The organism is Aquimarina sp. Aq107, assembly GCF_943733665.1.
GTDB lineage: Bacteria > Bacteroidota > Bacteroidia > Flavobacteriales > Flavobacteriaceae > Aquimarina.
In genome coordinates, this window is record NZ_OX030782.1 from 2295884 (window position 1) to 2308877 (window position 12994).

Annotated in this window: 9 protein-coding genes; 3 read left to right on the forward strand and 6 right to left on the reverse strand. The window is 32.6% G+C overall.

Features of this window, described 5'->3' with window-relative positions; genetic code table 11:
• Nucleotides 1-35 precede the first annotated feature (35 nt).
• The 3 genes from NMK29_RS09685 to NMK29_RS09695 all read left to right on the forward strand — a co-directional run bounded on the left by NMK29_RS09685 (nucleotide 36) and on the right by NMK29_RS09695 (nucleotide 5815).
• Nucleotides 36-1337 (forward strand): hypothetical protein, encoded by a 1302-nt coding sequence (locus NMK29_RS09685; RefSeq protein WP_108804085.1) that lies wholly within the window; start codon nucleotides 36-38, stop codon nucleotides 1335-1337.
• An 89-nt stretch (nucleotides 1338-1426) separates the two neighbouring features.
• Nucleotides 1427-3925, forward strand: coding sequence for a PIG-L family deacetylase (locus NMK29_RS09690; protein ID WP_108804084.1), 2499 nt, complete (start codon nucleotides 1427-1429; stop codon nucleotides 3923-3925).
• Nucleotides 3926-4117: 192 nt separating this feature from the next.
• Nucleotides 4118-5815 (forward strand): sodium:solute symporter, encoded by a 1698-nt coding sequence (locus NMK29_RS09695; protein WP_108804083.1) that lies wholly within the window; start codon nucleotides 4118-4120, stop codon nucleotides 5813-5815.
• A gap of 204 nt (nucleotides 5816-6019) precedes the next feature.
• Here NMK29_RS09695 and NMK29_RS09700 read toward each other — a convergent pair whose 3' ends face one another.
• From NMK29_RS09700 to lpxA, 6 genes are all read right to left on the reverse strand, one after another.
• Nucleotides 6020-9004, reverse strand: coding sequence for a pitrilysin family protein (locus tag NMK29_RS09700; RefSeq protein ID WP_108804082.1), 2985 nt, complete (start codon nucleotides 9002-9004; stop codon nucleotides 6020-6022).
• 173 nt (nucleotides 9005-9177) lie between these two features.
• The gene (gene sucD / locus NMK29_RS09705; protein ID WP_108804081.1) at nucleotides 9178-10050 is read right to left on the reverse strand and encodes a succinate--CoA ligase subunit alpha; all 873 of its coding nucleotides are present in this window, start codon (nucleotides 10048-10050) and stop codon (nucleotides 9178-9180) included.
• 166 nt (nucleotides 10051-10216) lie between these two features.
• Nucleotides 10217-10624: a nuclear transport factor 2 family protein gene (locus NMK29_RS09710; RefSeq protein WP_027391651.1), complete on the reverse strand. Its 408-nt coding sequence runs from the start codon at nucleotides 10622-10624 to the stop codon at nucleotides 10217-10219.
• Nucleotides 10617-11555, reverse strand: a complete 939-nt coding sequence (locus NMK29_RS09715) for a UDP-3-O-(3-hydroxymyristoyl)glucosamine N-acyltransferase (RefSeq protein ID WP_108804080.1) — start codon at nucleotides 11553-11555, stop codon at nucleotides 10617-10619. The genes NMK29_RS09710 and NMK29_RS09715 overlap by 8 nt, the downstream gene beginning before the upstream one ends.
• A 40-nt stretch (nucleotides 11556-11595) precedes the next feature.
• A complete protein-coding gene (efp, locus tag NMK29_RS09720) occupies nucleotides 11596-12162 on the reverse strand; it encodes an elongation factor P (RefSeq protein WP_108804079.1) in 567 nt (188 codons plus the stop codon).
• Nucleotides 12163-12197: 35 nt separating this feature from the next.
• Nucleotides 12198-12980 carry an acyl-ACP--UDP-N-acetylglucosamine O-acyltransferase gene (lpxA, locus tag NMK29_RS09725; RefSeq protein ID WP_108804078.1) on the reverse strand — a complete coding sequence of 261 codons (783 nt, stop codon included), beginning with the start codon at nucleotides 12978-12980 and terminating at the stop codon, nucleotides 12198-12200.
• Nucleotides 12981-12994 lie beyond the last annotated feature (14 nt).

The following is a 12994-nucleotide window of genomic DNA, read 5'->3' on the forward strand; positions in this document are numbered from 1 at the left end:
TTTCTTTACTTTTGAAGCACAACAATTCATATTACATGGAAATTTACCTTTATCTATCTACCTACATTATTTTAATTATCGGCTTATCTACTTATATATCTCGATCTACTAATACAGAGGATTTCTTAATTGGTGGTAGAAACCGTAGCGGCTTAACAATTCTATTATCGAAATTTGCTGGAGCAATTGGTGTAAGTACCTTAATCACATACACTGGGTATGCTTATAAATTTGGTTGGGGTCTTTTTGCAATGTCCATTGGATCTGTAATTGGTTATCTCCTATTTGCTTTTTGGGCAGCACCAAGAATTAAAAAACTATCACTAGAAGGAGTTTTTTATACGCAAGGAGATCTACCAGCTTTTGTAACAAAAAATAAAACAACAGGAATTGTTACGAATAGCATAACTATTATTGTTCAGTTTTTTTGGATACTTCTTTCCCTAGCTGGAGGAGCAAAAGTAATAGCATACTTTGATTTATTCTCATATGATATTGCATTACTAATTACATCTTCAGTTGTGTTGATGTACGTTTTATTATCAGGATATAAAGCGGTAATAATAACAGATATTATTCAAGCAATTATTATAATAGCCTTTTTATGTCTTTTAATTTCGGGAATATTAGATATGAGAGATCTAAGTAATGTTCTAAGTACATCCACTAGCGAGACTGTTCAATTAGGGAGTATCATTGGTCTTATATTATATGGCGGATTATCGGTATTTGGACTAGCCGACAGATATCAATTATGTTATGCGGCAAAAGATGTCAAATCTTTGAAAAAAGGTTTGAGTATGGCAATCCTACCCGTACTGTTCGTTGCATTTCTATTACTAATCATTGGACTATATGCGTATAACCAAAATCAAAATCTAGATCCAGATACTGTATTCGTATACGCAATGCAACATCTAGTTAATCAATCTTGGATTCCAATATTATTAGTACTTTTCTTTGCAGGGCTAATGAGTACCGCAGACACGTCAATATTTGCTGTTTCATCTCATTTGGTATATAAATCTAAAAAAAATAAAAAAGTTAAATTCCTGCGATATGCAACTATAATAACGGTACTAATAGCATACATCATCGCTCATTTTTGGAAAAACATCGTAGACATAACCATAGTGGGCGCAGCCTTAAGAATGACCTTATCTATAGCAATGATCTATGTTATTAATAAAAAAGGAAATCCTGGTCGTTTTATTGCAAGTGCACTGGGAGGTATAATTGGTTTAACAATAGGTCTAATGGCCTTTGGACCTAAACCAACAATAGCGATTACTGTGCTTTTAGGTTCCTTGCTTGGATTAATATACAGATCAAAATAGTCCTGTTAAAGTATCCTTAAACGTAAAAACTGAGAATTTTATCTTTTTATATTTGACGAAATACTCAAAACTATTATCAAATCTTTATTATGAGAAAATTACTTTCTATAATAGTTTTCAGCGCTCTATTTATCAATGTTGCTGAAGCACAACAACCTAAAAAACCAAACTCTGTAGAAATTCATGAGGCCATAAAAAAATTAAACTTTTTAGGTTCCGTTTTATATGTTGCTGCACATCCAGATGATGAGAATACCAGATTAATCTCTTACATGGCTAATCAAGTAAAAGCAAGAACCGCTTATTTATCCCTTACACGTGGTGATGGTGGTCAAAATTTAATTGGTCCAGAAATAAGAGAGTTATTAGGTGTTATAAGAACACAAGAATTATTAGCGGCTCGTAATACGGATGGTGGAGAGCAAATCTTTACTCGTGCTAATGACTTTGGATATTCTAAACATCCTGATGAAACTTTAGCAATTTGGGATAAAAAAGAAGTTCTAAATGATGTCGTTTGGGCAATTAGAAAATTTCAACCCGATGTTATCATAAATAGGTTTAACCATAGAACTCCGGGTAGTACTCACGGTCATCATACATCTTCTGCCATGCTAAGCGTTGAGGCTTTTGATTTAGTAGCTGATAAAAACGTTTATCCAGATCAATTAAAATATGTAGATACTTGGCAACCAAAAAGACTTTTCTTTAATACTTCTTGGTGGTTTTATGGAAGTAGAGAAAAATTTGAAAAAGCTGATAAATCAAATCTTCTAGAGTTTGATACCGGAATTTATTATCCTGATTTAGGACTTTCTAATACCGAAATAGCTTCTCTGAGCCGTAGTCAGCATAAATCACAAGGTTTTGGAAGTACTGGAACTAGAGGCGCGCAAACCGAATACGTAGAACTGATCAAAGGAGAATTACCAAAAGATAAAACAAATATTTTTGATGGAATAGATACTTCTTGGAATCGAGTTAAAGGAGGAAAAGCGATTGGTGATATTTTATATCAGGTGGAAAAAGACTTCGACTTTAAAAACCCAGCTGCCTCGGTTAGTGAATTAATCAAAGCATACCAATTAATTCAAGCATTAGAGAATGATCATTGGAAAGTAATTAAAACCAAAGAAATAAAAGAAATTATAACAGCTGTAACCGGTCTTTACATAGAAGCAGTTGCAACAGAAGCCTATACCACTCCAAATAGTGATGTAACTATAAAGATTGAAGCTATTAACAGAAGTAATGCTACGATACAATTAAAATCAATTGACATTTCTTCTATTGGAATTATAGAAAACATTGGAACTAGCCTAGAAACTAATAAAAGAAGTAATTATGAATTAAAAGGTAAGATAATCCCGAATACTAAAAATACGACTCCATATTGGTTAAATAGCAAAGGTACTTTAGGAATGTATAGTGTAAATGATCAAAAACTTATTGGGACTCCAGAAACTGAGCATCAAACTAAAGCTATTTTTAACATTGAAATTGGAGGAGTTATTATTCCATATCTTAAAGACATCGTTTACAAAACTAATGACCCTGTAAAAGGAGAAGTTTATAAGCCTTTCGAAATAATCCCAACAGTTTCTGCTAGCATAAAAGATAAAGTGATTATTTATGCCAATAATCCTTCAAAACAAATTCCTATAACACTAAAAAGTTCTGAATCAAATATTAAAGGAACGATATCACTAAAACGTCCTGAAGGATGGAAAGTATCACCGGAAAAAATAGATTTCAAACTAGCTCAAAAAGGCGAAGAGAAAACAGTAATTTTTACGTTAACCGCTCCACAAAACCAAAGTGAAGGGTATATTTCTCCACAAGTAAATATAAATGGAAAGACATATTCCGATGAAATTATAAACATCAATTATGATCATATCCCTTATCAAACAGTAGTATTACCTTCTGAAACTAAAGTAGTACGATTGGATATAAAGAAGAAAGGACAAAATATTGGTTATATCGAAGGTGCTGGTGATGTTGTTCCAGAAAGTTTAGAACAAATTGGGTATAAAGTAACTACCATTTCCCCGGAATCAATTGCTCTAGAAACTTTACAAGCATTTGATGCTATTGTTATTGGAATAAGAGCCTACAATACCGTTGAAGAACTAAAGTTTAGGCAAAAACATTTGCTTGAATATGTCAAAAACGGTGGAAATTTAGTAATTCAATACAACACTAATAGAAGATTAAAAGTTGAAGATAATCTTGGCCCTTATCCTTTAAAACTATCTAGGGATCGAGTTACAGATGAAAACGCTACCATAAAACTTTTAGCAAAGGATCATGCTGTACTAAATACTCCAAATAAAATTACCAATAAAGATTTTGAAGGTTGGGTACAAGAAAGAGGTCTATATTTTCCTAATAAATGGTCCGATGAATACGTTCCTATTATCGCTGCAAATGACAAAGGAGAATCCGAAAAAAAGGGAGCTTTGTTAATTGCTAAATATGGAAAAGGATATTACGTATATACGGGTCTTAGCTTCTTTAGAGAGTTTCCTGCGGGAGTATCTGGAGCTTATAGGTTATTTGCAAATATGTTATCTTTAGGAAAATAATATGTAATATGAGAGATTCAAATACCAAGATAGTTTGGAAAAAACTATACTCAATTGTATTAATTGCTAACGTATTGTATTTGCTTTTCTTTTATTGGATAACTACTGCTTTTTCCTAAAAACAGTAAATAGACCCTTAAAAGTTTACCATATACTATTATTTTTCTAATACTTACCACATACAACTAACATATGCAACTTATAGATTGGATCGTATTAATAGGAACTCTATTGTTTATAGTACTCTATGGAGTTTGGAAAACTCGTGGCAGCAAAAGCGTACAGGACTATATTCGTGGAGGAAATGAAGCAAAATGGTGGACTATAGGGCTTTCTGTAATGGCAACACAAGCATCTGCTATCACCTTTCTTTCTACTCCTGGTCAAGCGTTTCATAGTGGAATGGGCTTTGTCCAATTTTATTTTGGTTTGCCTATCGCGATGATCATTATCTGTATTGTATTTATTCCATTATATCATAAACTAAAAGTATATACAGCTTATGAATACTTAGAAAGTAGGTTTGATTTAAAAACTAGAACTATAACTGCATTTTTCTTTTTAATTCAACGAGGATTAGGAGCCGGAATTACAATTTTTGCTCCAGCAATTATACTTTCTGCAGTATTAGGTTGGGACTTGACAACATTAAACATAATTATTGGAATATTAGTAATTGCATATACCGTATCTGGAGGTACAAAAGCTGTAAGTGTTACCCAAAAACAGCAAATGGCGATTATTTTCACAGGAATGTTTATTGCTTTTTTTCTTATAATAAGCTACTTACCTAATGACATAACCTTTTCTAAAGCTCTAGAAATTGCTGGAGCTAGCGGGAAAATGGAGGTATTAGATTTCTCTTTTGACCTAAGTAATAGATACACCGTTTGGACTGGTATTATTGGAGGTACATTTTTGATGCTCTCATATTTTGGTACAGATCAAAGCCAAGTGCAACGTTATCTCTCCGGAAAATCTATAAAAGAAAGTCAGTTAGGGTTATTATTTAATGGGTTACTGAAGATTCCGATGCAATTTTTTATATTACTAGTTGGAGTCATGGTATTTGTATTTTATCAATTTAATTCCGCTCCTCTTAATTTTAATCCTACTGCTTCAGTAGCTGCAGAAAATTCGGAATATGCGCAGGAATACAAAGAATTGGAAAATAAACTATCAGAAATTCAAAATTATAAAGAGTCTTCAATTAAAAAATACATTGGTGCCACTAATGATAAGGAAAAACAAGAGGCTAAAGAATTGATTGTAGCGCTAGATAAATCTGATAAAAAAACAAGGCAAACTGCTAAAGAACTAATTAAAGAAGCAAATTCTGACGTAGAAACAAATGATAAAGATTATGTTTTTATACATTTTATTTTAAACAATCTTCCAAAAGGATTAATTGGATTATTATTAGCTGTTATATTATCGGCAGCTATGTCTTCTACGGCTTCAGAACTAAATGCATTAGCATCCACTACTGCTATTGACTTATACAAACGAAATGTTGGGGAAGAAAAAAGTGAAAAACACTATGTCAATGCTTCTAAATTCTTTACTTTAATATGGGGATTATTAGCAATTTTAGTAGCCTGTTTTGCTAACTTATTTGATAATCTTATACAGTTAGTAAACATTATTGGCTCCGTTTTTTATGGAAATGTTCTTGGTATCTTTTTATTAGCTTTCTTTATAAAGTTTGTAAAAAGTAATGCTGTTTTCGTTGCAGCAATTGTAACCCAAGTGATCATCATTTATGTTTGGTGGCAGGATTGGCTTCCTTTTTTATGGCTTAATGCGCTAGGATGCGGAATTGTAATGTTTTTGGCAATCTTGTTAGAGATGTTCATTCCAACTAGCGAAATTGAACTAGAGTCCGAATAAACTCTAAGAAATTAGATCTATAGTTATACTAAAAAAACTTATTACTCTTATTAAGTGTAAGACAAAGACCATATAAAACTTTTTAAATACAGTTTAATAAAAAATCCACGAATAATATTCGTGGATTTTTTTCTTTCTTGATAACTTACTTACAATATGCTACACTAGAAATTCTAATAACAGCAGAATCGCAATATCTATAAATTACATTTTGACATCCTTGTCGTTCTTCTCATAATTAAATAGATAATCTATATCCATCTCCTTAACATCTCCTAGTTTATTCAATGCATTCATATCTACATCTTTTTTGTTACCTATCACCAGAACATTGTAATTTTCACCTTTAATATTTTCATTAAAAAACTTCTTCAGGTCTGCTAATTCCATATTCTTAATGGTATTATACATCTCTTCTCTATTATCATTATCAATGCCTCTTTTCTTAAGGTTTTCATAAGTCCAGAAGATATTGGATTTCGTTATACGTTGCGCAGCAATTTTCTTTAATGTAGCTTCTTTAGCTTGATTGAACTGCTCCTCTGCTTCTGGCATATCCGTCATTAACTCCATCATTGCATCTACTGCTTGTGGCATTTTATTTGCCTGTGTACCAACATAAGCCATCACATAATCTGATTGACCCACCTCTCTAGCTTGACTATAACTAGAAAATGCAGAATAAGCTAATGATTTAGATTCGCGTATTTCCTGAAACACAATAGATGATAATCCACTACCAAAATAAGTGTTGAATAATCTAGAAGCTGCCATCTTTTTAGGATCAAACTCTGCTCCTTTTGCTAATAAAAGCATTTCACTCTGCACCATATCATAATCCACAAAATATACGTTCCCTCCAGTTTCTTTTTCTAAATATTGAGTCTTCTCTGGATACTCTAACAATTCTGATTTTACGATATGATTTTTATCTAAAGAAGCTATCGCTCCATTAACATCATTACCATAATAAAAAATACGTTGTTTAAAATTGCGCAATTCTTTTACCTTATCTACAAGTTCTTGTGGATTCATTGCTTGTAATTCCGAAGCTGTATAAATATTACGTAAACGTGAATTCTCACCATATTTTCCATAACTCATAAGTCCATTCCAAAAAATGTTACCCTTTTGAGTTTTATTATCCTTACGCCCTTTTAAAACTTTATCCACATATTTATTATATGTTTCTTGATTAGGTACTGCATTATTCCATAAATCTTCTAATAAAGTTAAACCTGCATCAAGGTTTTCCTTTAATCCAGAAATCCCAACATACGTTTTATCATCAGCAGTAAAAACATTGTAGCTCACACCAATTTTATAGAATTCTTGTTTAAGTTCCTCAGGCGTATATTTACTCGTACCTAAATAATCCAGATAACCAGCCGCTAAAGACATTTTTGGATCATGATCTTTACCCATATCAAAAATGATATTAAGACTAAATATATCATTATTAGGGTTTTCTATATGTGATACAGTTAACCCACTATTTGTTTTGTTCTCCTTAATAGCGGTTTTGTAATCGATAAACTGCGGAGATAAACTAGGTGCTTCTAACTTATTAAATTCTTGTAAAAAATTAGATTCCTTGTCTCTATTAAGCTCAATAGGTGTAATCCCAGGATTCTCTACTTTTACAATACTTTTATCTTCACCTTTAATCTTATGAACTTCTACATAGTTATTACCATAAAGAGTATTCGCAAAAGCTACTACTTGCTCTTTTGTAATCTCCTTCATATTATCCAACATCGCTAAGCGACTTTTCCAATCCTGGAAACCAATAAATGCATCCAAATAAGAATATGCAGTAGAAGATGCGTTTTCATATTGTCTAATTTGTGATAAACGTAAGTCGTTCACAACAGCATCCAACAACCATTCTTCAAATTCACCTTTTTTAACCTTCTCAATTTGAGCTAATAATAGATCTCTAACTTCATCTAATGTTTGATCTTCTTTTGGGGTTCCATATAACAAATGGAATCCATAATCATTGTCAAAATTTGTAAATGACGAAGCATTTTGAACTAATTGCTTTTGATTTAGATTTAAATCGATCAATCCTGCTTGAGAATTTGCAAGCATATAATCTATAAGAGTTACTATAACTTCTTGCTCAGTTCCTTTGCCTTCAGTTCTAAAAGCTACATAAATAGACTCAGCTGTAGGTCCATATACTTCTTTCTTAACAGGAGTTGCAAGTGGCTCTAATTTTTCGAATGTAGGATGCGAAACGTCTTTCTTTTTATATGATCCAAAAGATTCATTTACCTTTTTTATTGTAGTATCAAAGTCAATATCTCCAACTAATATTACTGCCATATTATTTGGCACATAATATTTATCAAAATATGCATGAATTGCCTCCATCGAAGGGTTTTTAAGATGCTCTGATATTCCTATTGTAGATTGTGTACCATATGGGTGTGTTGGATACAAACCTTCTAATACTGCAAAATACTGCTTACGTCCATCACTATCTTGCCCTCTATTAAATTCTTCATATACCGCTTCTAATTCTGTGTGAAATAAACGTAAAACTAACTTACTAAAACGCTCACTTTCTACAGTTAACCACTTATCTAATTCGTTGGTTGGTATTTTATTTACATATACTGTCTGCTCATTAGATGTAAAAGCATTTGTTCCTTCTGCTCCTAATGAACTTACCATCTTATCATATTCGTTGGCTATAGAAATCTTAGATGCTTCTTGAGAAATCTCATCTATCTTCTTATATATTTCTTTTTTCTTTACAGTATCTGTTTCTTTTTTATGTGCTTCATATAAATCCGAAATTTGCTTTAGAAAAACATTCTCTTTTTCAAAGTCTTGTGTACCTATTTTATCAGTCCCTTTAAAGACCATGTGCTCTAGATAATGAGCCAAACCTGTATTGTCAGAAGGATCATAAGTTGACCCAGCTCGAACTGCAATTAACGTCTGGATTTTTGGTTCTTCTTGATTTTTACCTAAATAGACTTTTAAACCGTTATCTAAGGTATACAGGCGCAATCCTGTTGGATCATTTGAAACTGTCTCGTAAGAAAACCCTGCAGGATCTGTATGTGTTTCTACTTTAAGTTCTTTTTCGGAAGTTTTTTCTTGATTTGATGAATTCTTACAATTACTAAGTAATACTACTAAACATAATAGTAAGAGAGATTTTAATGATTTCATTTAAATAGTTTAAGTTACTGTTTCTTTAACATTCTATTAAACGCAAAATGTTAATACATGTTACGATTTTTAAGAATACTTTAACACATATGCCAAAAGAAAAGTCCAAAAGGAAAAACCTCTTGGACTTTATATATTATTAAAAAAGAATTAAATACTCTTTTCTGTATTTATTAGCCTAATACTTCAGCTACTTTTTTACCAATTTCTGCCGGAGAATCTACTACGTGAATTCCACATTCTCTCATAATCGCTTTTTTAGCAGCTGCAGTATCTTCACTTCCACCAACAATCGCACCAGCATGTCCCATTGTACGACCAGCAGGAGCTGTTTCTCCAGCGATAAAACCAACCACTGGTTTAGAAGTACCACTCGCTTTAATCCATTTAGCTGCATCAGCTTCTAACTGACCTCCAATTTCTCCTATCATTACTACACAACTAGTCTCAGGATCATTAATCAATAATTCTACAGCCTCTTTTGTAGTAGTTCCAATAATAGGATCTCCTCCAATACCAATCGCTGTAGTAATTCCAAGTCCTTGCTTAACAACTTGATCAGCCGCTTCATAAGTTAACGTTCCAGATTTAGAAACAATACCTACATTTCCTTTTTTGAAAACGAAACCTGGCATAATACCAACTTTAGCTTCTCCTGGAGTAATAACACCTGGACAGTTAGGTCCAATCAAACGACATTCCTTATCTTTTATATAATTAGACGCAGTAATCATATCCGCAACAGGAATACCTTCTGTAATAGTTATAATAACTTTAATTCCTGCATCTGCAGCTTCCATAATAGCATCCGCAGCGAATGCTGGTGGAACAAAAATAATAGTGGTGTCAGCTCCCACTTGCTTAACTGCTTCTTCTACAGTATTAAAAACTGGTTTATCAAGATGTGTTTGACCACCTTTACCTGGAGTAACTCCTCCGACAACGTTAGTACCATACTCGATCATCTGACCTGCATGAAAAGTACCTTCACTACCTGTAAAACCTTGAACTATTATTTTAGAATCCTTATTTACTAGAACACTCATTGCGTTATGATTTTTTTATTTTTTTTAGCAGTTTCAAAAGTACGGTTTTGAACATTATAGTTAAAATGAAAAATCAAAAAAAAACATTTTTTTGATTTTTTGATTTTATCGAGCTTTTAATAAATTTTTATAAAAAACCGAACCTATTTTCTTAGATATAAATAATCTATTTCGAAAAAAATGATTTTAAATTCTCTTGAGTATTATCTCCTTGTTGACTAATTTGATATCCTCTATATAATTTATCGTTCTTTAATTCCCAGATCGCGATAAAATGTGCTATTGCTTCTTCCTTATCTGGTCTTTCTATTGTCGTAGCAACATACGTATATCTAATAGTTACCATACCATCTTCTTCCAAAAGATGGCTAATTTCACATTTAAAAGTTTCAAATGAACTAGACATTTCCTTAAACATCATCTTAATATCCTCGAAACCTTTTTTATTATAGCCGAAACTGCTGTTCCAGTTTAACTCAACTTCCGGATGTAAATATTCAGAAAAGGCATCTATATTATGAATCAAATCCGTTTGATAAAAGGACTTCACTACCTCTTTTGCTGTTTTACTCATTGTTCTTCAATTTTTCTATTATTTCAGGTATTTGCCTAATGGCTGCGATTTCCTTATATTTTTTTCTGAAATCATCTGCAGGCGTTCCAAAATAACTTTTATTTCCTTCCAGCGATTTGCTAATACCTGACTGGGCAGAAACAACAGCTTTGGTTCCAATAGTAATACCACTGGTAACCCCAACTTGTCCCCACAAAGTAACTTCATCTTCGATTATAACACATCCTGCAATACCAACTTGGGATGCAATTAAACATTTTTTACCGATTACAGTATCATGACCTATGTGAACTTGATTATCGATTTTAGTACCTTCTTGGATCGTAGTATCTCCCGTAACACCTCTATCTATAGTGCATAGAGAACCTAAATCAACATTATCTCCTACCACAACTCTACCTCCAGAAATCAATTTATCAAAACCTTCTGGTCTTTTTTTATAATAGAAAGCATCAGCTCCTAATACTGTTCCGGAATGTATTGTAACATTATTGCCTATAATGGTATTGTCATATAGACTTACATTGGAATGAATTAAACAGTTATCTCCAATAACGACATTATTACCAACAAAAGCGCCTGGTTGGATTACCGTATTATCTCCAATTTTTGCGGTGTCTGCAACTATAGAAACAGCTTTCTCGAAAGGCTTAAAATATGTAGTTAACTTATTAAAATCTCTAAAGGGATCATCCGAAATCAACAACGCTTTTCCTTCAGGACAAGATACTTCTTTATTAATCAACACAACAGTTGCATCACTTTCCAACGCTTTGTCGTAATATTTGGGATGATCTACAAAAACGATATCACCTGGTGTTACCACATGAATTTCATTCATGCCGAGAACCGGAAAATCAGGGCTACCAACAAATTCCGAAGATATTATGGTAGCTATTTGTTTTAATGTGTGTTTCTGAGGAAATTTCATTCTATCATTACAAATTCAGAATTAATAATTGACTTCCGAATTATTCTTTAATACGCTCTTTATATGTTCCTTTCTCTGTCTCTACCTTAATTTTATCACCTTCGTTAATAAAAAGAGGAACCATAACTTCTGCTCCTGTTTCTACTGTAGCAGGCTTTGTCGCATTTGTTGCAGTATTCCCTTTTACACCAGGTTCTGTAGCTGTAACTTCTAAAATCACACTTGCCGGCATTTCTACAGAAAGAGGCATTTGATCTTCAGAATTTATAATAACAGTAACTACTTCTCCCTCCTTTAACAATCCAGGAGCATCTAAAGTAGACTTCTCTAAAGTTATTTGATTATAATCTTCTGTATTCATAAAGTGATATGTATCACCTTCTGCATACAAAAACTGAAACTTATGAGTCTCAACTCTAACATCCTCAATCTTATGACCCGCAGAAAATGTATTGTCTATTACTTTTCCTGTAGTAACACTTTTTAATTTAGTTCTTACAAAAGCAGGGCCTTTTCCTGGTTTTACGTGTAAAAATTCAATAATCTTATATATATCGTGATTATATTTTATACATAATCCATTTCTAATATCACTCGTACTTGCCATTGTTATTTCTTGTTACTTAATTGCTATTTTATTTATTAATTAGAGAAATATCCTTTCATAATTCCTCTCTGAGAGTTTTTTATGAACTCTAAAACTTCATCACGCTCTGGAGTAGCTTCCATCTCAGCTTCGATAATTGCTACAGCTTGCGAGTTATTATAATTACTTTGATATAATATTCTATAAATAGATTGTATCTCTCTTATTTTTTCTGTGGAAAAACCTCTTCTACGTAACCCAATTGAATTTATCCCCACATAAGATAATGGCTCACGTGCTGCTTTTGCATATGGAGGAACATCTTTACGCACTAATGAACCACCAGTTACAAAAGCATGATTCCCAATGCTACAAAATTGCTGTACCGCTGCCATACCGGCTAAAACTACATAATCTCCGACATTAATATGACCAGCTAACGTACTATTATTAGAAAAAATACAATTATCTCCCACTATACAATCATGAGCTATATGGCAATACGCCATTATCCAACAGTTTTTACCTATTTTGGTTTTCATTCTATCCGCAGTACCTCTATTGATAGTTACACACTCGCGAATAGTTGTATTATCCCCTATTTCGGTAGTAGTATCTTCATCATTAAATTTTTTATCCTGTGGAGTTGCAGAAATAACCGCTCCAGGAAAAATACTACAGTTTTTACCTATCCGAGCACCTTCCATTATAGTTACATTAGAACCAATCCAGGTTCCTTCTCCTATAACTACATTATTATGAATCGTAGTAAAAGGTTCAATAACTACATTTTTTGCAATTTTTGCTCCTGGGTGAACATATGCTAAAGGCTGATTCATTTATTCTGTTTTAA

Bases quoted from the DNA above. Each gene is read 5' to 3' on its own strand.
- NMK29_RS09685 (WP_108804085.1), top strand. From the start codon at position 36: ATGGAAATTTACCTTTATCTATCTACCTACATTATTTTAATTATCGGC.
- NMK29_RS09690 (WP_108804084.1), top strand. From the start codon at position 1,427: ATGAGAAAATTACTTTCTATAATAGTTTTCAGCGCTCTATTTATCAAT.
- NMK29_RS09695 (WP_108804083.1), top strand. From the start codon at position 4,118: ATGCAACTTATAGATTGGATCGTATTAATAGGAACTCTATTGTTTATA.
- NMK29_RS09700 (WP_108804082.1), bottom strand. From the start codon at position 9,004: ATGAAATCATTAAAATCTCTCTTACTATTATGTTTAGTAGTATTACTT.
- sucD (WP_108804081.1), bottom strand. From the start codon at position 10,050: ATGAGTGTTCTAGTAAATAAGGATTCTAAAATAATAGTTCAAGGTTTT.
- NMK29_RS09710 (WP_027391651.1), bottom strand. From the start codon at position 10,624: ATGAGTAAAACAGCAAAAGAGGTAGTGAAGTCCTTTTATCAAACGGAT.
- NMK29_RS09715 (WP_108804080.1), bottom strand. From the start codon at position 11,555: ATGAAATTTCCTCAGAAACACACATTAAAACAAATAGCTACCATAATA.
- efp (WP_108804079.1), bottom strand. From the start codon at position 12,162: ATGGCAAGTACGAGTGATATTAGAAATGGATTATGTATAAAATATAAT.
- lpxA (WP_108804078.1), bottom strand. From the start codon at position 12,980: ATGAATCAGCCTTTAGCATATGTTCACCCAGGAGCAAAAATTGCAAAA.